Raw genomic sequence first — 22,404 nt, forward strand, 5'->3', positions numbered from 1 at the left:
CATGCGCAAAACCGACACGAGCCCGGGAACGGCATCCGGCCTGCACATCACCATGATCCTGCTGGGCATCGCCATGACCCCGGTGCTTCTCTCCTCATCCAGTCTGGGTAACCAGTTGCAGGAGGGGCAACTCGTCAGCGTCGTGGCGCTGGGGGGACTGATCCTGACCATCCTCTCTGCCATCACCATCAGCGTGGGAGAAAAAGCCCGACTGCCAACCTATGGCATCGTCAAGTTCTCTTTTGGCAACAAGGGGGCGACTGCCATCAACATCCTGATGGCCATCAGCCTGTTTGGCTGGATCTCGGTCACCGCCAACATGTTCGGATACACGGTGCAGGATCTGCTCGCCCAGCAGGGCTGGTCGGTACCAGCGCCCCTGCTGGTGGCTATGGGATGCGTGATCTTCACCGTATCGACTGCTTTCGGCTTTGCCGTGCTCGGCAAGGTGGCCCAGCTGGCCGTGCCCGTGATTGCGCTGATGCTCTGCTACATCCTGAGCGTGGTGCTCGACACCCCGCCCGCTCCCATTGGCGATGCCCTGAGCAGTATGGAGACCGGTGTTGCGGTCTCAAGCGTGGTCGGCACCATCATAGTTCTGGTGGCCACCCTGCCCGATTTCGGCAGCTTCGTGCATAACCGCAAGCATGCCCTGATCGCCGCAGCGCTCACCTTTATGATCGCCTACCCGCTCCTGTTCTGGGCTGGTGCCACCCCGAGCAACATCACGGGTCAAGGTTCCCTGCTGGGTGCCATGGCGCCACTCGGTGCGGCACTGCCGGCAGCACTGTTACTGGTCTTTGCCTGCGTCACCGGCAACGCCGGCAACATGTTCCAGGGGACATTGGTGGTCTCCACCCTGCTTGAGCGCATCCCCAAGTGGCAGATCACCGTAGCGCTGGGGGCACTGGCGACCCTGGTCGGCAGCATGGACATCATGAGCTGGTTTATCCCCTTCCTGCTCTTTTTGGGCATTGCCACCCCGCCGGTGGCCGGCATCTACATCGCCGATTTCCTGCGCTATCGCAGCCAGGGCTACGACGAGCGACTGCTGGCCCAGGAACCACCCATCAAATGGAGCACCTTTGTGGTCTGGATCCTCGGCTCGCTGGTCGGCTTCCTGACCGCCAACGGCGTCATCACTCTGACCATGATCCCGTCGCTGGACTCCATTCTGGTGGCAAGCCTCGGTTATCTGGCGCTAAGTCGTCGCCCGGCACTGCTCGCCGATAAACAGGCTCACTGAGCCCTCACATACCAAAAAGGCCGCATCTGCGGCCTTTTCATAGCAGAACCAGCGCTAGCCGAGTGGCCCCAGCAACCCCTGCTGCAAGGCCGGATCACGCAGTTGCCGCAACCACCAGCTAAAGCAGGGACGCGTATGCTGGCGCTGCCAAGCCAGAAACAGTGGGGTCGGCTGTTTCGGCGACTCTACTGTCATCACCTGAAGACGACCGTCATCAATCAGTGGCTGGCCAAAGTGACGCGGCACAAAACCGATACCGACCCCTTCAGCCTGCAGCGCCAGCTTGCTGTGAAAATCAGGCACCTGCAGCGCCTTCTGACCACGCAGCAGCCAGGCCTCCTTGGGCTTGAGCTGCACCGAGGTATCACGAATGCAAATGGCCGGATAGCGGCGCAGGGTTCGCTCGGTCAGGGGCTGGGGCAATTGTGCCACCGGATGGCGCGGGCTCACGGCAAACACCCACTCCACCATCCCCATCGGCTCTGCGCCGATCTCGCTATTGGCAATTACCTGATTGGGCGCCCCTACTGCGATATCGGCCCGCTTGGCCAGCAGGGCATCCCACACCCCATCGTGCACGTCGATGGCGAGCTGGATCTCAGTCTGGGGAAAAAGAGCCTCACATTCACGTAGCAAGGGGGTGAGAGGCGCCAGCGAGAGGATGTTGTTAAAAGAGAGGCGAATCGCGGGTTCAACCCCCATGGCAATCAGGCGGGTGGAATCTTCGAGGCTGCCAAGCTCGCCCAGGATCAGCTCCCCGCGCTTGATAAAGTGGTAACCCGCCTCCGTCAGCACCAGTTGCTTGCCTTGGCGCTCGAACAGACTGACACCGAGGGCATCTTCCAGCTTATGCAGGGTGTAACTGAGAGCACTGGGTACCTTGTGCAACTCCTGGGAAGCGGCGGCAAAACTGCCACAGCGGGCAATGACAATAACAACCTTGATCGCGTCGGCGGTAATAACCATGCAAAACAGCTCCTTTTCGGGAGCGTAATATAACATCACCAGTCATCCAGTTTTTTGACCACCGCCATCAAGACAGAAAAAGCTACCCAAAGCAGGTCACTTTTCCACATGCATTTGGGGTTATTTCTGGCCATGATCAGGCATCTGCCAGATCACCGATGGCCAGAATACGGCCAGTTCTATGGCCTTTACGCTTTTTGGATAAAAACCCCGTCACCGAAAACAGAATCGCTCTGCTAGACTGGCCCTCTTTTTTATCATGTCGTGCATCTTGCAAAGGAGTGTTGGATGTCTGCTTCTTCCTGGTGGGACAGGTCCACCGGTTTCGCCCTGTTGACCATACTGCTGTGGGCCTCTCTGGCGGCACTCACCTCCAGAGTCACCAGCGTGTCGCCACTGGTATTGGTGGGTCTGGTGCTACTGTTTTGCGGCGTAGGGGCCTTGCCATTCTGGCGCCAGTGGCGAGCCAGCCCTCTCACCTGGCTGGTCACTGTGACTGCCCTCTTGTTCTACCACCTGTTGCTGTTCATGAGCTTTCGCCACGCTCCCGTGCTGGAGGCAAACCTCATCAACTACTTGTGGCCGCTGTGCATCATACTGTTCACCCCCCTGATGCTGCCGGGTCACCCACTGCAGGCCCGCCACCTACTGGCCGGAGCGCTCGGCCTGGCTGGCTCCGTGCTGGTGATGGTCAATGGTGAGCTGCAACTGCAACAGGCCTACCTGCCCGGCTATCTGCTGGCACTCGGCGCCGCCATCATCTGGGGCGGCTATTCCGTACTCTCACGCCGGCTTCCTCCGGCGCCGGCGGTCGTGACGGCGGCAGCCTGCCTGCCCGCCGGCTTGCTAGCCTTGCTGCTGGCCTGGCTACAGGAGGGGCCCCTGCCCCTTGCCCGGATCCCGGCCGGTGACTGGTGGCTTATCATCGGATTGGCGATCGGTCCCATGGGGGCCGCCTTCGTCACCTGGTATCTGGCGCTGCGGGACGGAGATCCACGCCGGATCGGTGCCCTTGCCTATCTCACGCCACTGTTGAGTACTCTTCTACTGGTGCTGCTCAACGGCGAGCAGCTCACACCCCGCCACCTGCTGGCCGGCACTCTCATCATGGGGGGGGCCCTGCTCGGTATGCAGGGCAAACGAACCACCCCGGCACTGGCAACGGCACACCCGAAGTAACGGTCGAGAGCCTGGCGCCCTTGCCACCAAGGCGCGCAAGGCTCCTGTCATAAAAATGCCACGCATCCTGTTTAGCCTCACGCCATGCTCCCCATGGTCTGTGCATACAGGAAGATCACAGTGAAAATCGCCCATTACGCCACCCTCTCCTCCCTCGTCTTGTTGCTGGTTGCTGGAGGGCAGGCGTTGGCCCTGCTTCACGGCTGGCAGCAACTGGGCCAGAGCAATCTCGCCCAACAGCAGCATGAGGCTCGCCAGCAACTGATCACCGTCTCCCTGCAAGATACCCTGCGCGCCTATCTGGATAGTGGCGATCCGCAACGACTCACTGACGCGCAGGCGCTGCGCCAGCAAGCGCTGGAAAGCCTGACGGGACAACCCGATGCTCTGGCAGAGCCACTGCGCCAGCAGCTGACAGCGATGGAGCAGCGGATCGCGCACGACTATCTTGCCGCCGGCAAGCTCTCCGGCAACAGCCAGTCACTGCTGCAACATGCCGAAAACGAGCTCGCTGGCCAGGCTATTGCCCTGTTGCGTTACGCCGGTTCGGGCAACTCCGACGAGCAAGGGTCAGTCGCCCGGCAATACCGGGAGGGAGCCGCCACCGTGCTGGCCAGCCTGCCGGGACTCGCCCATCTGCGCGAGCGTTACATGGCGCAGGGCCGCGACAAGTTGCTCGAGGGGATCCGCTTCGAACTGGACGCCCTGCAAAAACAGGCGGAGCAGCTGCAAGCCCTGCCTCTGCTCGGCCGCTATGAAGAGGCACCGACCGATGAATTCACCCTGGGTGAGCCGCAGCGCCAGGAGCTGGGTGAGCAGCCCCGTAGCGAACTGCTGTCGCTGATCAAACGTTACCCACAGGAGCTGGCCAACAGCAGCAAGGCGCTGGGGCAGCAACAGGCGGGCCGTCAGGCGATACAGGAGGACATCTTGCAGATGCTGCAGGCAACCGGGCAGATGGGAGAACAGCTCGCCCAGGCGCGTCTGGCGGTGACCCGCCACCTTGCCACCATACTGAGTTCCCTGGCGTTGTGTCTGGTGCTGGTCGCGCTGCTGTTTGCCCTGGTGCAGCGCCGCTGGCTGCTCAGGCCACTGCTGCGGTTGCGCAGCGCCTTCCTGCTACTGGATCAGACCGGCCAGGCCGATCCCCTGCCGACGGGGCGCGAGCGCAACGAACTGGCGGATATCGTCGCCAGCTACAACCGTCTGATCGGACGCCTGCAGCAGGAACAAAAACACAAGGCCGGCCAGCTGTCTGCGGTCTCAACCAGCCTGCAGGGCATGGTCAATCAGGTCGATGAAATCCACCAGAGTACCCGTACCACGGAGCAGGTGGTCGACGAGAGCGGTCAGATGATGGGAGAGCTCAACCAGCTGGCCAGCGAAGTGCATCAGGTTGCAGCCGAGATAGCCCGGCATGCCCATCACAACGAACAGGCGATGAGCGAGAGCGAAGGGCTGGTCGGCAATATGCTGCACGCCACCCATCAGACCGGGCTCGCCATCGACGAGAGCGACGAGGCCCTGCGCGCGCTCAGGGGGTCGGTCACCGAGGTCTCCGCCATCGTCGATGTCATTGGCCACATCGCCCAGCAGACCAACTTGCTGGCCCTCAATGCCGCCATTGAAGCAGCCCGGGCCGGTGAAGCCGGGCGGGGATTTGCCGTGGTCGCGGATGAAGTGCGCACGCTCTCGGCCCATACCCAACGTTCCCTTGACCAGATCACCGACATACTGAAACGGCTGACCCACTCGGGTGAGCAACTTGCCACCGTGCTGACCCGCATCACCAGCGAATCCGGCAGCCAGCGGGTCCAGGCCGAACAGTTGCGCCAGACCACCCTGGCGGTGCGGGAAATAGCCCGCAACACGGCGGTGATCGCCCTGCAGGGGGCGGACAACGCCAAAAGTCAGGAACACAAGCTTGCCAGCTTTGCCGACCTGATCGCCCGCATCCATCAACATGCGCATCAGGTCAGCCAGCTGTCGGTCCAGGTTTCATCCCACATCCATCACCAGGCCCGGCAGATCCCCCGCATCCTCGGCCAGCAAGGCTGATCCGCATCATTCTCCCTACTCACTCCGCCATGGCGGAGTGAGTTTTTTTGTATCGCAAAATTATATGTTGCATACGGGTTATACCCGCACCGGCATAACCCTGCAGGATACGTAGGTTCCACCACCCTGACGGCAAGCAAGAAAACGTTCTCATTGCCGTCATACGGGGGATTAAACGGTATGAGAGCGGCCGTCACGATTATTTGCACTCGGTCATATTTTTGAAACTTGGTGGGAACTTTTAATTGATATTTCGCACCGCGAACGTACTCTTGAGTTGTCCGATAGCCAAGGATCGGAACACAAAAAACACAATTAGTGATGAACAGAGCTGCCCACCGCAGATGTGCCAAGACGTCGCGGCTGCAGACCAGATACAACGATTTTTTTGCCCTTCGGGGTTTTGATTGCAATGCCAATACCGCGCGGTAGGCCTGCTGCCAACTGCCGGAACAAAAAAGCTAAGTCCATAAAATCAGGAGCAATAGAAATGGAAAAAGTGATCTTCAAGCGCGCCGCTTTGAGTGCCGCTGTGGTGGCCGCGCTGGTCGCCCCCGGTATGGCGTTGGCAGCCCAGGACATGATGAGCCCGGAATACGGCAAATCCTATGAAGCCTTCGTCAATGATTCCAAACTGACTGGCGGCCTCTTCTACTTCCAGCGTGATCGTGATCGCAGAGATGCAGACTCAGGTCAATATGAATCCAACCTGAGCCACGCCACTACCCAAGCAGCCCTTAACTTCAATTCTGGCTATGCATGGGATGTAGTAGGTTTGGATCTGGGAGGCTACGCAGCTTACGATCTCACAGATGATCGCTCCCCTGCCAACCAAGAAAATGAATTTTCTTTCGCCGGCAGAAACTGGGATAACAACTACAAGGATGGCAATCCCGACAATGGTTTCAGCCTTACCAACGCGGCATTGAAGCTGAAACTTCTGGACGGAGCCCTGACCGCCAAAGCAGGTTACACCCAGCTGTATGTGCCTGGTATCATCGGGGTCAACTGGTCCTATCAACCAGGTACCTACCGTGGTGGGCAAATTGAAGGTAACTTCGGTGGTCTCTACCTGACTTATGCCATCGCCGACGAGTACAAAGCACCTTGGTTTAAGGAAACCCAGATCTTCTCTCGCGCCAAGTCCAAACCTTGGGTTAAAAACTATAGCCCGCAGGAAGATCAATACAGAATCGATTACATCCACGGTCTTGCCGCTCGTTATACCTTCGAAAACGGCACTGCTGTTACTGGCTCATTCGGTCAGTCCGAAGGCTACATGGACAGCTACCACTTCAAACTGGCCCACAAGTTTGACGTACTGGGTGGCCTCTCCACCAGCTACCAGTTCTACGGTTCCGAAACTTCTGACTTCGATGCCAGTGCGGTCGATGGCGGTGACTCAGGTCAGACCTATGATGGCCTTGCATGGCAACAAGCACTGACCGCCGCTTGGAACTACGCCCAATATGGCTTCCGTCTGGAAGGTCTATGGACCAAGGCTGAGGGTGATGAAGGCAACTACCTGCCCCGTCTGACCCGCGGCTACGCCAACTCCCAGGGCGCCAACGAGATTTGGTGGGATTCCCGCTCCGACTGGAACGCCAACAACGAGAAAGCCGTGTTCTTCGGCGTGACTCGCTCCCTGGATGATCTGGTGGGTGCTCCGGGCTGGTCTGTGGGTGTATCCGGTGCCTACGGCTGGGGTATTGAAGATGGTCAAGGGAAGAAACATGCCTCAGGTGAAGATACCGAGTGGGCAGCCAACTTCGATGTCAGCTATACCGTGCAGGATGGCAAGCTGAAAGGCACCCTGTTCAAGCTGCACTACACCGACTACAACAACGATTTGCCTAGCTGGGCATATCCCAACGTGTTTGCAGCCGAGAAGGACGTCAAGTTCCACATCATCATGCCGTTTACCATCATGTAAGCAGGCAATGATTGTCAGCAAACCGGGCCAGTCGGCCCGGTTTTCTTTTTTCCGGCGCTCGGGCTACCATGCGCCTCGACTCCCCTCAGGCTACAAGGAAGGTTCTCATGTCCCGTTTCGTGCTGATCACCGGCTGCTCCAGCGGCATAGGGCTGGCCGCCGCCAAGGCGTTGGGGGAGCACGGCTTTACCGTGATAGCCTCGGCCCGCAAGGCGGAGGATGTGACCCGGTTGCAGCAGGCGGGATTGCTGGCAGTGCAACTTGATTTGGCGGATCCCGCCTCCATCGAGCAGGGTGCTGGCGCTGCGCTGGCATTGGCGGGAGGGCGCCTCTATGGTCTCTTTAACAACGGTGCCTACGGCCAGCCCGGCGCACTGGAAGACTTGCCGACCGAGGCGCTGCGCGAGCAGTTCGAGACCAACCTGTTTGGCTGGCACCACCTGATCCGTCAGGTTCTACCCGCCATGCTGGCGGCAAGAGAGGGGCGGATAGTGCAAAACAGCTCTGTGCTGGGGCTGGTGGCCATGAAGTATCGCGGCGCCTACAACGCCAGCAAGTTCGCGTTGGAGGGGTACAGCGACACCCTGCGCCTTGAACTGGCCGGCACCGGCGTTCATATCAGCCTGATCGAGCCTGGGCCCATCGACACCCGTTTTCGCGCCAATGCCCGCACCGCCTTCCTGCGCCACATCGAACCGGCGCAAAGCCGCCATCAGGCTGCCTACCAGCAGACCCTGAGCCGGCTGGAGCGCGAGGGTGGCGCCCGCGGTTTTACCCTGCCAAGCGAAGCCTGTATCCCACCGCTGCTGCACGCTCTCACCAGCAAGCGGCCGCGCCATCGCTACCCCGTTACCTTTCCAACCCGGCTGTTTGCGATCTTGCGCCGCCTGTTGCCAAGCCGCTGGCTGGACCGGATCCTCGCCAAATCGGCCTGAACCGGGCAAGCAGCCCATCCAGGCCCTGCCCGACGCCCCCGAGCCGGGGCAAACCGCTGGCACGACGCGCACCGTCGTCTCGATCAGTAGTGCTCGCCGTTGCTGTAGTAGGCGCTTTTCACCATGGGGATCACCTGCACCACCACATAGGTCTGCTCCCCCAATGCAGCCTTCAGGTGACGGGTGATGAGCCCGGCTGCCGCGTCCTGCATCGCTTGTGGTCGCTCGAACCAGTGCAACTCGACGAAGGGTGAGCCCGTCTCCACCGCGCCATTGCGCACCTGACAGCTGTCGATCAGCTCCATAGTGACAAACTCCGGCTTGCCGCCGGTCAGGGTGCAGATCTCGGCCAGCAGTGGACCACTGATCTGCTGCAGAGTGTCGAGGGAAATGGCACGAAAACGAAGATGGGGCATGGCAAACCTCTTGGTTATCTGAATGGAGGTCTTATCATAGGGTTTATAGTCATGAAGAGAAGCCACCCTACACACATAAGGCGCCCCATGAAATTTCACCGCACACTGTTTTCCTTCCTGCTCTGTCTGCTGCTGCCGCTGACGGCCTTTGCCGATCCCGCTTTCTACCGGGTCAGCAAGGGTGATGAGCAGCATTGGCTGATGGGCTCCATTCATGCGGGCAAGCCCACGCTCTATCCGTTGCCCGAGCCCGTCGAGCGCGCCTGGCAGCAGAGTCGCGCCCTGGTGATGGAAGTCGACATGAACAGCATCAGCCAGGAGCAGTGGCAGGGGATGGCGTCTCTCACCCAGCTCAACGATGGCAAGAGCCTCAAGGAGTACCTGCCTGCCGAGCTCTACCAGCGCACCCTGATGGCGGGGATCCGCTATGGTCTGGATGAGGCGACCCTCTCGCCACTGCGCCCTTGGTTTGCCGCCATTACCCTCACCCAGGCGGCCATGGCCAAAACCGGCTTTGACAGCCAACTCGGCATCGATCAGCACTTTGCGGGATTGGCCGCCAAAGAGGGCAAACCCGTCGTCGGCTTCGAAACCCTGCTGGAACAGCTCGGTTATCTCGCCAGCGTCGGTGACAACCAGACCCTGATGCTGGCCAGCACCCTGGACGAGCTGCCCATGCTGGAGAATGCCTTTACCGCCGTGATGAAGGCGTGGCAACAGGGGGACGAAGCCACCCTCATCAATCTGCTCAAGGAGGAGATGGCTCCCCCCGCCCTGCAGAGCTGGATGGAGCAGACCCTGCTGGCGGAGCGCAACCGCAACTGGCTGAAAAAATGGCCGAGCCTGCCGAACGAAAGCTTCATTGTGGTAGGCGCCCTGCATCTTTACGGCGAACAGGGGCTGCTGGCCCAGCTGGAGCAACAAGGGTGGCGCATCACACCGCTGACCCAGCCAACCATGACGCAAGGAGCCCAGTGAGAACGATCACAAATCGGCGTGGATGTTTAATAACCATCCACTGAGTTGATCGGGATCATCTCCCTACGGATAAAGAGGTATTTATCATGCCTGTCATCAATCGGGTGACAGGAGCAACAAAATGGATTTTTGGCTGGATCTGATGTTTGGCAACAGCGTGGGGCTGATGTCCATGCTGGTGGTGATCGGTACCTTCTTGCTGATCAGCTCTTATGCGGCCTACTTCATCTACAAGGTGATGAAGTCGCAGCCGCCCAAGGGAGAGCAGCAGCCCCATCACAACGAGTCGTAACAACCCAGGGCGGCCGGCCCCGTCTGACCGCCTGTCCCGTTTTCCGTCCCGCTTCTCGCCGCTATAATGGCTCCCACTTTTTCTGATGGGGAGCCTGCCGTGTCTCATAACGACGAACTCTCGCTATTTCTGAATGAAGTGGCCGATGTCAGGCCCATTCGCAGCGATCATATCCATCCCCAAGTGGGCAAACCCACCCCGACCGAAGCCCAGTTGGCCCGCCGCCAGGCCGCCACTGCACAGCAGCTCGAGCTCGATCACCTCACCATGGAGGCGATCGAGATGCGCGATCCCCACGAGATCGTCGGCTTCAAGCGCGACGGCGTACAGGAGGGGGTCTACAAGAAACTGCGGCTCGGCAAATACGAGTTGCAGGCGAGCCTGGATCTGCACCAGAAGACCCTCAACGAGGCGCGCCAGACTCTGGTGCAATTCATTCAGGATTGCGAGCAGCGGGACATCCGTTGCCTGCTGATCCTGCACGGCAAGGGGGAGCGCAGCACGCCACGCGCCCTGCTCAAAAGCTATGTGAGCGCCTGGCTGCCGCAATTGCCGGCAGTGATGGCCATCCACAGCGCCGAACGTCGTCACGGCGGCAGCGGCGCCCTCTATGTGCTGCTGCGAAAGAGCGAGCGCAAGAAGGCGGAAAACCGCGAACATCACCAGAAGCGCCTCGGCTGACCCGGCAAACATGGCGCAGGGCGTCATGGCAGTGATAGCATCGAGCGACCCCGATCATGCCAGGTACGGGGTGCATAGCATCAGGGACGATAACAAGGACAATCCCATGTCATATCAAAAAATTGAACAACATCAGCAACAGCTGCACCGCTTCTCCCACCTCTCGGCCATCTGCGGCTGGGATCAGGCTGCCATGATGCCGGAGGGGGGCAATGAGGCCCGCGCCGAAGCCATGGCGGAACTCGGTCTGCTGATCCACCACAAGCGTACCGCTCCCGAGCTCGGCGACTGGATTGCCAAGGCTGAAACGGAAGCGCTGGATGAAGTGCAGCGCGCCAACTTGCGCGAGCTCAAGCGCCAGTGGCAGGACGCCAGCCTCTTGCCCGGCGAGCTGGTGGAGGCGCTGTCGCTGGCCGGCAGCAAGTGCGAACACGCCTGGCGCAGCCAGCGCAAAAACAACGACTGGGCCGGTTTTGCCCCTAATCTCGCAGAAGTCGTGAAACTGTCGCGGGAGGTCGCCTCCTTGCGTGCAGAGGCCCTCGGGGTGCGCCCTTACGACGCCATGCTGGCGCTCTACGAGCCCGGCATGACCAGCGCCCGGCTCGACGAGATCTTCGGCGATCTCGCCAGCTGGCTCCCCTCCCTCATCCAGCGGGTGAGCGAGCAGCAAAAGAGCGAAACCATCCTGATCCCGCAAGGCCCCTTCCCCATCGCCAGCCAGCAGGCGCTCGGCCAGGAGGTAATGGGACTGCTCGGTTTCGATTTTGCCCACGGCCGCCTCGATGTGAGCAACCATCCGTTTTGCGGCGGAGTGCCGACCGATGTGCGCATCACCACCCGCTACAATGAGCAGGAGTTTGTCTCCAGCCTGATGGGTATAGTGCACGAGACCGGTCACGCTCGTTACGAGCAGGGGCTGCCGCGCCACTTGCTGGGCCAGCCGGTGGCCGAGGCGCGATCCATGGGCATTCACGAGAGCCAGAGCCTGTTTTGCGAGATGCAGCTGGGCCATGATCCCGCCTTCCTCGCGCTCCTGGCACCACGCATTCGCACCCACTTTGGCGAGCAGCCGGCCTTTGCCCCGGCCAATCTGGCCAAGCTCTATAACCGGGTCGAGCCCGGCTTTATCCGGGTCGATGCGGACGAAGTGACCTATCCGGCGCATGTGATCCTGCGCTACGAGCTGGAGCGCGACCTGATGGAAGGTCGCATCGAGGTGGCGGACATCCCCGAGCTGTGGGATGCCAAGATGCAGCAGTGGCTGGGCCTCTCTACCAAGGGCAACTACCAGAACGGCTGTATGCAGGATATTCACTGGACCGACGGCTCGTTCGGCTACTTCCCGAGCTATACGCTCGGCGCCATGTATGCGGCGCAATTGCGTTTCGCGCTGGAGAAGGAGCTGGGCAGCATGAGCAACCTTCTTGAGGCGGGCCGTCTGCCGGAGATCTTCACCTGGCTCGGCCGCCATATCTGGTCCCAGGGGAGCCTTCATGACACAGACGAGCTGGTGCGCCGCGCCACCGGCGAAGCGCTGAACCCGCACTGGCTGCGCCAGCATCTGGAACTGCGCTATCTGAAGTGATGGCCTGACACTGTGACATGAAAAAACGGGGCAGCCTGGCTGCCCCGTTTTTTTATCGCACGCCTGGCGGATTCAGTGTGACTCGGGGGCCCCGAGAAACTCCCGCAACTGCAGGATGTTGCCTTCCGGATCAAAGGCATTACGCAGCACGAAGCCGGGGCCTGACCACTGCTGCGGCAACAGGCCACCGCCGAGATCGGCTGCTTTTGCCTCCGCCCAGGCGAGACTCGGCACGGTAAAGAACAGCTTGATGGCACTACGCTCTCTCAGCTCGGGGGGCTGGGTGACCACGACCTGGCCTGCATAGGGCTCCGGGATAGTGTGGAGCAGCAGCTGAAATCGCCGTTCTCCAGCACCACCAGCTGCTCATCCTGGCTGAGAAGATCCATCTGCAACAAGGTTCGATAAAAGTGGGTCAGCAAACCAAGATCTTTGGCATAGATCAGGGCGCCGGCACGGGCAGGACCAGGCATGGGCAATCCTCCTTGTGTGTCAGGATCCCAGCTTGTCACAGTTGCCGGCCCGGTTCGACCTTTTCGTTGAAGCCGGTGCGGATGCCTTGTTGCTAGTGCACAAAATGCCACTGCTTCAGCGCCAGCACGGGGGCAGGCCCAAGTTCCGCGCCAAGATCCGCCAGTCCGAGCGCCTCGTCATAGTGCACGCCGCCAGCGCCGCTCTCGTTCAGATATTTGGCGCGCACCGCGCCATACAGCCCGCCACTGCCGCTGATGCTCATCTCGGTCAGAGGAGCATAGAGAGCGGCATAGAGCGGCGTGTTGCCCGACAGTTTGACCCCGTCCTTACCGCTGTAGGCCGAATAGAGGGAGATGGCCGGGGTGCCCCCTGTGGTGAGCCCCTGTTTGGCTGCGCTCACCTCGGCCCCCGCCCCCAACTCGACCTTGCCGCCGACGATCAGGGTCAGGCTGCTACCCTCGGCCACCGTCAACCTGTTGCTGCCGCTCATGGTGAAGTCCCGGTCAATTACCAGTACCACGTCCCCCTGGATAGTCAGCGCCGCATCGGCCCCCATGTTGAGGCTGTCCAGCCGGTAGAGGGTCTGCTCCTTGCCAAAAACCTCCCCCTTGCCCGGGAAGGGCAGTGACGGCTTGTGCTGGTTGGTGCTGGAGACAGAGCCAGTGGCGGGACTCTCGGTCAGCACCATCTGCTGGGTCGACCCCAGGGTCAGGGCACCATTGATGGGCAGGTTGGCGAACTGGGGAGAGCCGGCGAGCGCCGTCACGTTGAGGGGATCACACACCTGACCCGCCACTGGCGGCAGCTTGGGATGCTGGCGATATTGGGGCTCCAGATACTTCTGGTTCGCCGCGTCGTTGAACGTGCCCATCCCGCCATAGTTGAGCTGGCCGCTGTCGATGCTGGTGCCCCAGCCCATGGCCACGTTGCCGTTCATCGCCACCGAACCGGTTATCCGTCCTCCTTGCAGGGTGAGGTTGCCGCCCCCCTGCAGGTTGCCATCCACCCGCACTATCTTGTCGGAGGACGGGGAGATAGTGATATCGCCCCCCGCGGCCAGGCTGCCGGAGACAGGGGACGAGCCATTGAGGGTAACCGAGCCGGTCGCCCGCACATCGCCCCAGATGGGCGAGTGGCCATCGAGCACCACATTGGCCTGGTCGCTGACCGTCGCCACGCTGGCATTCTGGTTGACATTGCTGCCACCATAGCTGCCCTTGCGCGAATCATAACTGTCGATAAGCCCACTGCCGGAGAGGCTAAGCCCCTCGCAGGCGACCACCGAATCCTGGAAGATCAGGTTGCCGGGCTGGCGCCTGAGGGAAAACAGGGCATTGAGGCCGGCGCTCCCCTCCAGAAAATGGCCACTGCTATAGAGCGCCAGGGTATCTGCCACCGCCTGCGCCGGTTTGGCGATTTGATAGTGGCTGCCATCCTGTACCCCGTTACCCCGATCGGGTATGGCCCGGATCAGCGCGGCCCACTCGCTGCGTGGCGTCCCCACCAGAGTGGTTCGCAAGGCTCGGTAACTCTCGTTCATCCCCTGTTCGGCACTGAGCTGGGCATTGATCTTCTTGTGAAAATTGCCGCTGAGCCGGGTCTGTATCTGGTTGTCCTGGATGCTGGTCAGCACCAGCAGGCTCGAGAGCAGGCTGAGCACCAGCACTACCAGCAACACGGCCCCCCGCTGTCGTTGCAATCCCTTGTTCATCCCGCTCCTCCTGCGGCCTGACCAGCCAGTGCGGCATCCCAGATGGCCTTGCGTCGCGCCACCTGTACCGTCACCCCGGGGGCCAGATAGGCTGGCAAGCCTTCCGGCAGGATGCGGATGGTGACCAGCGACCCTTGCTCGCCAAATTCCAGCTCCTTGAGCCCGGTCACCAGCAGACGAGCCCCTTCACCGTCGTCACAACTGAGCACGGGCGGCGTGAATCGGTACTGCTCGGTAAAGTCGGTGGTCTTGCGATTGCCAAGGCAGGAGAGCACCTCGGCGCCCCCTTCCACCCTGAACCCCAACGTCAGCCGATCCGGGGTGACGGCGATCAGTCGATCCGCCTGCTTGATGCTGCTGGTGAAGGTGAGGGTGGCAAAGCGCAGCACCTCGCTCGCCTGCTCCAGCGCCTTGCTCTGGGCCACTGTGCGTTTGATGGGGGCATAGCCGGCAAAGACCGCCAGCATCAACAGCAGGCCGAGTACCATGGCGATCATCAGCTCCACCAGGCTGACCCCGCGCTGCCTGTGCATGGTACTCAACATAGGGGGGGGAATCCGGCATTCAACGCCACCTGCCTGGCACCGGAGACCCGTCCATCATTCCACTCTATGGTCACCACGAGGTTGTCGCTGTAACGTGCAGGCAACAGCAGGCGCTGCGCCGGCTGCAGGGCGAAACGGGCGAGATAGTCAGCATCGGAGAAACGCTCGGGCGTGCGCTGCACTTCGCACAGAGTGCCCCAAATCTGCTCCACGCCGTTGCTCGCCGCTATGGTGGCCAGAGTCGTCTGCAGGCTGTAGTGCGCCTGTTTGAGCGACACCACCTGTCCCTTGGCCAGCCCGAGAAATACCATCACCGCGAGTACCATGGAGACCATGATCTCCACCAGATTGAACCCCTGCTGACGCCCCATGGCACCGGGTTGCCAGTTCATCACGAACAGCTCCCGTGCAGCAGCTGACCGCTTGGGGCGATGCAGAGCACGCGCTGCTCGCCGAGGCGATTGGCCAGGGTGATCTCGGCCTGCGCGCTGCTGCCGGTCGGCGCTATGGTGATGGGAGCAAACGGCGAGATGCTCACGCCTCCGCCGGGGGCGGCAGCCTGCCTGAGCAGCTTGCTGTCTGCCGTTACCTCCCAGCCCCCGTTCTGCGTGCCTTGCAGCACCACGGGCAGTGTCAGCTTCACCGCCTCACTGCGCGCGAAACGGTAGGCGGAGGCGAGCTCCCCGGTGGAGCGCTCCAGCCGCTCGGCGGCGAGTCGTTCGCTCAGGGAGGGAATACCGACCAGCAGCAGGATGGCCGCGATCACCACTGCCACCATCAACTCGATCAGGGTAAAGCCTCGTATCTTCATCTCATGACCCCCAGCAATCGCTGCGCGCAGCGGCGCGATATCCGGTGTGATCCAGCGTCAAGGTACCGCAACTGTCCTTTTGCAGACGAGTCGGTGTCGCCTTGAGCAGATAGGTGTACTGCGCCAGCTGGCTGTAGCTGAACTGATAAAAATCGGAGTTCGCAGGGAGCGTGAATTGCACGGGATAGCGGCCCTGCTCAGTGAAGATGCGCTCGAGTGCAAGCGCCTGCTCCATCATCAATTGCTGCGCTTCATAGCGCCGCCCTTTCTCCAGATAGTCGCGATAGGTGGGCAGCGCGATGGCGGCGAGGATGCTGACTACCGTCATGGTGATCAGCAGTTCGGTCAAGCTGAAGCCCCGGACACGGGCCCCTTCAGAAAGATATTTCACTTATCGTCCTTGGCAAGTGGTTATTGTGTTATATCAGTAAGTTAGCTGCGTATTGGCAATACTTAATAATCAAAGAGAAAAAACCATTTAGATTGGACAGTATCGAGTCCCACCAGGCAATGACTATTTGATGAATATGTGATCGGTTATTAATTTTTACGCAAATGAATCCTATTGTGCGTACCACTCATGTCGAGGGGCTCATGCGTGCTTTTTTGCTATCCCTGTCCGTTTCTGGCTAGTCACTGCCCCCTCGCCCCCTTACTCTCTCATCATGTCTCCCGTACCGAGCCGCCATGCCATGACCCAGTCACCCAGCTACGACCATCTGCAGGAAGAGACACTCCACGGCCTCAGCCGAGAGCAATGCCACGCCGCGCGACTTGCCCGCGATGCACGCTTCGATGGCCGCTTCTTTACCGGTGTCATCTCCACCGGCATCTACTGCCGCCCCGTCTGCCCGGCCAGGCCGCCGCACGAACACAATGTGCGCTACTTCCCAAGTGCCGCTGCCGCCGAACAATATGGCTTGCGCCCATGCCTGCGCTGTCGCCCCGAGCTCGCCCCCGCAGCCCGCGGCGATCTGCCCCATGCGCTCGCCCGTTTGCTGGCGCGGATCGAGCGCGGTGAGCTGGCGGATGGCTCGCTCGCCGCACTTGCCGAACAAGCAGGCATCAGTGAGCGCACGCTGCGCCGCGAATTCAGGCAGCACCTCGGTGCGTCGCCAAAACAGGTGGAGCAGACGCGTCGCCTGCTGCTCGCAAAACGGCTGCTGACGGAGACGCAACTCTCCATCACGGACATCGCATTTACCGCGGGCTTTTCGAGCATTCGCCGCTTCAACGACGCCTGGCTGCAGGCGTATGGCCTGGCGCCGCGCGCCCTGCGCCAGCGAGAGGACCAGGGGGGGTTGGCTAACAACAAACTGCCAGATGATCGCGGTGCAACGCTAACGTTGCAGCTGCCGTATCGGCCCCCGTTTGATGTGGCGGCCATGCTCGCCTTCTACCGGCTGCGGGCGATCCCAGGGCTGGAGCGGGTGGATGGTGAGGTGTATGAGCGGCGCCACAGTGTCGGCGATCAGAGTGGTCTGGTGCGCATCACACAAGGCAAGGGGCACAGCCTGACGCTCACCGTGCAGGATCTGCCACCCGCAGCACTCCCTGATCTCCTGTATCGCGTGCGCCGGATGTGGGATCTCGATGCCGACATGCAGCGCATCGGCGAGCAACTCGGACAAGATCCGCTGATGGCGCGCCTGCAGGCGCGCTGGCCTGGTGTGAGGCTGCCAGGCGGCTGGGATGAGTACGAGGTGATGCTGCGCGCTATCGTCGGCCAGCAGGTATCGGTCAAAGGCGCCATCACCATACTGGGACGGTTGGTGGCGCGTACCGGGGCGCAATTCGGAGTGGCTCAGCTGCCCACGCCAGCCCAGTTGTGCGAGCTTGATCTCGATGGCATCGGCATGCCCGGCAGCCGCATTCGCACGCTGCAGGGACTGGCCACCGCCATCGCGAGCGGCGAACTCTCCCTCGTCAGTGCCAGCGACGAGCAACTGCTGGCGCTGCCTGGCATAGGCCCCTGGACGGTCGCCTACTGGCGGCTGCGCTGCGGGCTGGACACGGACGCCTTCCCTGCCTCCGATCTGGTGCTGCAAAAAGCACTGGGAGGCGGCATCAAATTGCCGGTGAAAGAGGTCCTGGCACAAAGCGAGGCGTGGCAACCGTGGCGAGCGTACGCCGCCAGCTGGCTGTGGCACGCCATGAGTGAAGCGCCGGCGCAGCTGATTGACCCAGCCCACCCGGGCGAAAACACCGAAAACAACGAACACAAGGAGATAACCCCATGATCCGCTACGATATTCTGCCAACCCACTGCGGCGATCTGTTGATCGCCATCAATGAGCGCGGCCTGGTGCACGTGGACTTTGTAGCAGGCCTGCGAGCGCTGCCCGATATGAGCGGTTGGCAGCAAGATGGCGAGGCGCTCGCCCCCTATCTTGCCGAATTCGAGGCCTATTTTGCCGGTCGCCTGCAGCGCTTTACCCTGCCGCTCGCCGCCAGCGGTACCGAGTTTCAGCAGGCTGTATGGCAAGCGTTGTGCGACATTCCCTACGGCGAGACCCGCAGCTACGGCGATATCGCTCGCGCCATTGGCAAACCAAATGCGATGCGGGCAGTGGGCGCCGCCAACGGTCGCAATCCGCTCTCGATTATCGTCCCCTGCCATCGGGTGATCGGCCAGAATGGCGGCCTGACCGGCTATGCAGGAGGATTGGAAATTAAAAAAGCCTTGCTGCAACTGGAAAATATTAAGGTTAAATAGTGTGATATCTAGCTAACCATAGACCCTGTCTATCATAAATAGATATCCACTTTACATTTACGACTTCATGCAAGTCCCTGAAATAGGTATAGTTGTAGATCCATATTTATTGAGGAGATATTAAATATGGAACAACTATTATCTGCCTACAGACAGGGAAATGTGATTCTTTTTGTTGGTGCAGGCGTGTCTATGAACCTTGGTCTTCCATCATGGTCCACTCTGATCGACAAAATAGCCAAGGATCTGGATTATGAACCAGAAATATATAGATCTTTTGGCGATCATTATGCACTGGCAGAGTACTATCGTTTAAAGAAAGGAAGTATTGGCCCTTTAAGAAGCTGGATGGATAGAATTTGGCACTCCCCTGAGATTGATATTTCAAACTCAAAAGTGCACGAGTATATTGCCAAAGCCAATTTTCCCATAATATACACAACCAACTATGATAGATGGATTGAGAATGCCCTTGCCTATTATAACAAGCCATTTACTAAAATAGCCTCGGTGTCAGACTTTACAAGAATCAAAAGCGGCAATATACAGGTGGTAAAGTTTCATGGTGATTTCGATGATGATAAGTCGATTGTTATTGATGAAACGAGCTATTTTGAGCGGCTTGAATTCGAAACACCGCTTGATATAAAACTTCGTTCAGATGTTTTAGGTAAATCTGTGCTTTTTATTGGATATGGTTTGGCAGATATCAACCTGCGACTTTTATTTTATAAGCTATCCAAGTTATGGAAAGCCAATCAAGCAGGCGATGCACAACCCAAATCTTATATTTTCTCAGCAAAACCGAACCCGGTACAAGAAGCTGTGCTTGAGCAGTGGGGCATCAGCATGATTTCTTCTGGGAAAGAAAATCCAGGAGAGGCATTGGAAGAGTTTCTGAGTAAATTTCAATAGTTAAGAATCACAGCCAGCATTTTAAATGTAACCCACCTACATCGTTTTTAACCATTAACGATATTTAAATTAGTAAATAACATAATAACTCGCCTCATATATAACTAAATAATGTTAACAGGTGCAGAGATTTACCAAGATAGCCCCCCCTTTCCATTAAGGAAAAGGGGAGACATCTTCAACGCTTCAGACTTCCCATTACATGCATTTCGCAGCGCCGGCAGTCAAAGCGCAGGCGGAAGGTATCCTTGCCCATCTTTAGCGCCAGTGGTTCGGCCTTGAGGCCAGGCACCTCGTTCGGGCAGAGGTTCTGGCTGTAGCGAATGCAGTGCTTGGTGATCATCAGCACCACTTCCCCTTCCTCCTTGTTCGCCTCATAGGCCGGTGCGATGCGCTCCACCCCGTGCTCGCGGAAGAACTGCTCGGCCGCACTGTTCAGCACGTTGCCAAGGTAGGAGAGACGGTGCTGGGGATAGTTGACATCGCGCAAGGCGATGCGTCGCTCGGGACGCTGGTAACTGGCCAGGCGCGCAGCTTCCAGCGCGGCGATACCGTCCCGGCGCAAAGCGTTGAGTTGTGATGCGGCAACGAATAGCGGGTGAGTAAACACCAACTCAATCTTGCGCGCCACAAACAGGGTATTACCAAGTTTACCAAGCTGGTCACGCGCCTGTTGCAACGCCCGCTCCGGGTTGTCGGCCAGCTGCTTGTCACAGGGGAGCGTGACGGCGGCGCTGATGCCCTGCTCGTCGGTCAATTCAAGCCGGATCCCTTCATCGCACTCGGATAGCTGCATATCGACCCGGATACGGCGATCCGCGCTCGCCTTTTCCAGCATCTTGCTGAATGCCTGATCGTGGTTGCGATAGATCTCGGTGCCAACTTTCAGCCCTGGCATGCGCTCTGACAGGAGTAACAGCTTACTCTGCGCCTTCTCTTCGACCTTGTTGAGGCGCATCCCCACCAACTCGTTGTTCGGCTTGAAGAAGCCGAGACCGTCGCCGTTGTTGAGGGTCACGGGCTTGCCGTCGATCTCGATGCCATCTCGGGTGACTCTGGTAACTCGCCCCAGCGGCTCGCCCACATATTTCGGGCTGCGGGTGGAGTCAATCCCCTGTTGGCGACCATGGAGGAAATAGTCGGTGCTGCCGCGGTTGAAGCTCTTTTTCGGATCCGGTGTGAAGCTGTAGCTGCAACGGCCGGCCGAGGAGGCCACCAGATCACTGCGGCGCTCCAGAATGGCGTCGAGCTTCTGGCGATACCAGGCGGTGACGTTCTTGACGTAGTCGAGCCCCTTGAGGCGCCCCTCGATCTTGAAGGAGCGGATCCCCGCTTCGATCAGCGCTTCCAGGTTGTCGGTTTGATCCATGTCCTTGAGGGAGAGCAGGTGGCTGTCGGCCACCAGCACTTCCCCATCCGGCTTTTGCAGCGAACAGGGCAGCCGGCAGAGCTGGGCACACTCGCCGCGGTTGGCGCTGCGGCCGGTGCGAGCGTGGCTGATGTTGCACTGGCCGCTGTAGGAGACGCAGAGCGCCCCGTGGATAAAAAACTCCAGTTGCACATTGGTGGCCGCACTGATCTCGCGGATCTGCGCAAGCGACAGCTCACGCGCCAGCACCACCTGGGAGAAGCCCACATCCTGCAAGAACTTCACCTTCTCCGGGGTGCGGTTGTCTGTCTGGGTACTGGCATGGAGCGCGATGGGCGGGAGATCGAGCGCCAGCAACCCCATGTCCTGCACGATAAGTGCATCGGCCCCCGCTTCATAAATCTGGTGGGCCAGGCGCCGGGCCTGCTCCAGCTCGCTGTCATGCAGCAAGGTATTGAAGGCAACGAAAACCTGGGCTCCGAAACGGTGGGCATGACGCGCCAGCGCTTCGATATCCTCTATGCTGTTGCCCGCCGCGCTGCGGGCGCCAAAGGCGGGTCCGCCCATGTAGACGGCATCGGCGCCGTGATTGATGGCTTCGATGCCATAGGCGAGGTTCTTGGCCGGAGCCAGTAGCTCCAACCGGTTGTTGTGACTTAAGGAGTGCTTGTTCTGGTGCATGGTCTCGGGATCAGGGCGGACAGCAAATGGTCGCCACTCTAGGCCATTGCCACCCGGATTGCCTTGATCCCGCTTAAGATCACTGCGAAATACAGGATTAGAGCTGCCGCACGGGGCCCTTCTCCCTTGGCAAGGGAAATTCCCTCTCCTACTTTACGGCAGGCTGCCCTTATCAACCGCCCCCAGCCAAGGAGAAGGGCGGTCAGCTGATATTGATGCTAAATCACCACCTTGAGCGCCAGCCCCAGCAGCACTAGACCACTGACCTTATCGATGACGAACGATTTGGCTTTGAGCCAGGCCAGCACAGGGCCACGGGAGAGTACCAACGCCACCAGCACATACCAGAGCGCGTCGATACCGCCAGCGGTGAGCATCATGATGCTCCCCTCATACCAGCCGGTATCGGCGTGCACAAACTGGCTGAACAGGGCGATAAAGAAGATGGCGAGCTGGGGGTTGAGAAAGGCCACCATAAAGCCCTCGAACGCCCCCTGACGACCGCGCAGCTGGTGCATCTCCTCTTCACGCGACTCGCCACTGACAGGTTTGGCCAACAGCGCCTTGACCCCGAGCCAGGCGAGAAATACGGCGCCACCGTAGCGGATGAGATCAAACATCAAGGGGGTCTCGGTGATCAGCAGCGACAGACCGAGTGCCGTGATAAGCGCGTAGATGCCCACCCCGAGACCGTGGCCCAACGCGGTCGCCACCCCGTGGCCCTGCCCTCCCTGCACAGTATTGCGAATGATCAACGCCAGACTCGGCCCCGGGCTGATGGCCCCCATCACGCAGATTGCGGCCAATGCCAGCCAACTCGTCAGTTCCATTTTGTGTTTACCCTCACCCTGAATATGTTGTAACTGGATTCAGGGTAAGGGGTGCATGGCTATGCCAGAAGTGAAAGTTATGA

21 protein-coding genes and 1 pseudogene are annotated in these 22,404 nt (G+C 59.8%); 12 read left to right on the forward strand and 10 right to left on the reverse strand.

Features of this window, described 5'->3' with window-relative positions; genetic code table 11:
* Position 1: 1 nt before the first annotated feature.
* On the forward strand, positions 2-1,246 hold the full coding sequence (locus tag MRK42_RS16600) for a cytosine permease (protein WP_338611102.1): 1,245 nt from the start codon (positions 2-4) through the stop codon (positions 1,244-1,246).
* Positions 1,247-1,300: 54 nt separating this feature from the next.
* Here the strand turns inward: MRK42_RS16600 and MRK42_RS16605 are convergent, their stop codons facing one another.
* Positions 1,301-2,212, reverse strand: a complete 912-nt coding sequence (locus MRK42_RS16605) for a LysR substrate-binding domain-containing protein (RefSeq protein WP_338611103.1) — start codon at positions 2,210-2,212, stop codon at positions 1,301-1,303.
* A gap of 288 nt (positions 2,213-2,500) precedes the next feature.
* On the opposite strand from MRK42_RS16605, the gene MRK42_RS16610 reads away from it, so the two are divergent.
* From MRK42_RS16610 to MRK42_RS16625, 4 genes are all read left to right on the forward strand, one after another.
* Positions 2,501-3,391, forward strand: a complete 891-nt coding sequence (locus MRK42_RS16610; protein ID WP_338611104.1) for a DMT family transporter — start codon at positions 2,501-2,503, stop codon at positions 3,389-3,391.
* Between the two features lie 120 nt (positions 3,392-3,511).
* A complete protein-coding gene (locus MRK42_RS16615) occupies positions 3,512-5,449 on the forward strand; it encodes a methyl-accepting chemotaxis protein (protein WP_338611105.1) in 1,938 nt (645 codons plus the stop codon).
* 490 nt (positions 5,450-5,939) lie between these two features.
* Positions 5,940-7,382, forward strand: coding sequence for an OprD family outer membrane porin (locus MRK42_RS16620; protein ID WP_338611106.1), 1,443 nt, complete (start codon positions 5,940-5,942; stop codon positions 7,380-7,382).
* Between the two features lie 107 nt (positions 7,383-7,489).
* Complete coding sequence (locus MRK42_RS16625) at positions 7,490-8,317, forward strand: SDR family oxidoreductase (protein WP_338611107.1); 828 nt, start codon at positions 7,490-7,492, stop codon at positions 8,315-8,317.
* A gap of 83 nt (positions 8,318-8,400) precedes the next feature.
* Here MRK42_RS16625 and MRK42_RS16630 read toward each other — a convergent pair whose 3' ends face one another.
* Positions 8,401-8,733, reverse strand: coding sequence for a DUF1904 family protein (locus MRK42_RS16630; protein WP_338611108.1), 333 nt, complete (start codon positions 8,731-8,733; stop codon positions 8,401-8,403).
* An 87-nt stretch (positions 8,734-8,820) separates the two neighbouring features.
* Between MRK42_RS16630 and MRK42_RS16635 the strand changes: the two genes are divergently transcribed.
* The 4 genes from MRK42_RS16635 to MRK42_RS16650 all read left to right on the forward strand — a co-directional run bounded on the left by MRK42_RS16635 (position 8,821) and on the right by MRK42_RS16650 (position 12,269).
* Positions 8,821-9,711 carry a TraB/GumN family protein gene (locus MRK42_RS16635; RefSeq protein ID WP_338611109.1) on the forward strand — a complete coding sequence of 297 codons (891 nt, stop codon included), beginning with the start codon at positions 8,821-8,823 and terminating at the stop codon, positions 9,709-9,711.
* 121 nt (positions 9,712-9,832) lie between these two features.
* Complete coding sequence (locus tag MRK42_RS16640) at positions 9,833-10,003, forward strand: DUF3149 domain-containing protein (protein ID WP_082037553.1); 171 nt, start codon at positions 9,833-9,835, stop codon at positions 10,001-10,003.
* 99 nt (positions 10,004-10,102) lie between these two features.
* The gene (smrA, locus tag MRK42_RS16645) at positions 10,103-10,684 is read left to right on the forward strand and encodes a DNA endonuclease SmrA (protein ID WP_338611110.1); all 582 of its coding nucleotides are present in this window, start codon (positions 10,103-10,105) and stop codon (positions 10,682-10,684) included.
* A 106-nt stretch (positions 10,685-10,790) separates the two neighbouring features.
* Positions 10,791-12,269 (forward strand): carboxypeptidase M32, encoded by a 1,479-nt coding sequence (locus tag MRK42_RS16650; protein ID WP_338611111.1) that lies wholly within the window; start codon positions 10,791-10,793, stop codon positions 12,267-12,269.
* A 72-nt stretch (positions 12,270-12,341) separates the two neighbouring features.
* On the opposite strand, the pseudogene MRK42_RS16655 reads toward MRK42_RS16650, so the two are convergent.
* The 6 genes and pseudogenes from MRK42_RS16655 to MRK42_RS16680 form a co-directional block, all read right to left on the reverse strand.
* A pseudogene (locus MRK42_RS16655) lies at positions 12,342-12,742 on the reverse strand (glyoxalase/bleomycin resistance/dioxygenase family protein).
* Positions 12,743-12,834: 92 nt separating this feature from the next.
* A complete protein-coding gene (locus MRK42_RS16660) occupies positions 12,835-14,454 on the reverse strand; it encodes a polymer-forming cytoskeletal protein (RefSeq protein ID WP_338611112.1) in 1,620 nt (539 codons plus the stop codon).
* Positions 14,451-14,999, reverse strand: a complete 549-nt coding sequence (locus tag MRK42_RS16665) for a prepilin-type N-terminal cleavage/methylation domain-containing protein (RefSeq protein WP_338611113.1) — start codon at positions 14,997-14,999, stop codon at positions 14,451-14,453. Before MRK42_RS16665 ends, MRK42_RS16660 begins: the two co-directional genes overlap by 4 nt.
* The gene (locus MRK42_RS16670; RefSeq protein WP_338612501.1) at positions 14,993-15,391 is read right to left on the reverse strand and encodes a prepilin-type N-terminal cleavage/methylation domain-containing protein; all 399 of its coding nucleotides are present in this window, start codon (positions 15,389-15,391) and stop codon (positions 14,993-14,995) included. The genes MRK42_RS16665 and MRK42_RS16670 overlap by 7 nt, the downstream gene beginning before the upstream one ends.
* Positions 15,391-15,810 (reverse strand): GspH/FimT family pseudopilin, encoded by a 420-nt coding sequence (locus MRK42_RS16675; RefSeq protein WP_061476012.1) that lies wholly within the window; start codon positions 15,808-15,810, stop codon positions 15,391-15,393. Before MRK42_RS16675 ends, MRK42_RS16670 begins: the two co-directional genes overlap by 1 nt.
* Position 15,811: 1 nt before the next feature.
* On the reverse strand, positions 15,812-16,201 hold the full coding sequence (locus MRK42_RS16680) for a type IV pilin protein (RefSeq protein WP_052445761.1): 390 nt from the start codon (positions 16,199-16,201) through the stop codon (positions 15,812-15,814).
* Between the two features lie 301 nt (positions 16,202-16,502).
* Between MRK42_RS16680 and MRK42_RS16685 the strand changes: the two genes are divergently transcribed.
* From MRK42_RS16685 to MRK42_RS16695, 3 genes are all read left to right on the forward strand, one after another.
* Positions 16,503-18,050 (forward strand): AlkA N-terminal domain-containing protein, encoded by a 1,548-nt coding sequence (locus MRK42_RS16685; RefSeq protein ID WP_338611114.1) that lies wholly within the window; start codon positions 16,503-16,505, stop codon positions 18,048-18,050.
* Positions 18,047-18,526 carry a methylated-DNA--[protein]-cysteine S-methyltransferase gene (locus tag MRK42_RS16690; protein ID WP_338611115.1) on the forward strand — a complete coding sequence of 160 codons (480 nt, stop codon included), beginning with the start codon at positions 18,047-18,049 and terminating at the stop codon, positions 18,524-18,526. Before MRK42_RS16685 ends, MRK42_RS16690 begins: the two co-directional genes overlap by 4 nt.
* A gap of 126 nt (positions 18,527-18,652) precedes the next feature.
* Positions 18,653-19,441 (forward strand): SIR2 family protein, encoded by a 789-nt coding sequence (locus MRK42_RS16695; protein ID WP_338611116.1) that lies wholly within the window; start codon positions 18,653-18,655, stop codon positions 19,439-19,441.
* A 178-nt stretch (positions 19,442-19,619) separates the two neighbouring features.
* Here the strand turns inward: MRK42_RS16695 and MRK42_RS16700 are convergent, their stop codons facing one another.
* The gene (locus MRK42_RS16700) at positions 19,620-21,491 is read right to left on the reverse strand and encodes a U32 family peptidase (RefSeq protein WP_338611117.1); all 1,872 of its coding nucleotides are present in this window, start codon (positions 21,489-21,491) and stop codon (positions 19,620-19,622) included.
* A 218-nt stretch (positions 21,492-21,709) separates the two neighbouring features.
* Positions 21,710-22,321: a LysE family translocator gene (locus MRK42_RS16705; protein WP_338611118.1), complete on the reverse strand. Its 612-nt coding sequence runs from the start codon at positions 22,319-22,321 to the stop codon at positions 21,710-21,712.
* Positions 22,322-22,404 lie beyond the last annotated feature (83 nt).

The organism is Aeromonas sp. 19NY04SH05-1 (assembly GCF_040581895.1).
Lineage (GTDB): Bacteria > Pseudomonadota > Gammaproteobacteria > Enterobacterales > Aeromonadaceae > Aeromonas > Aeromonas enteropelogenes.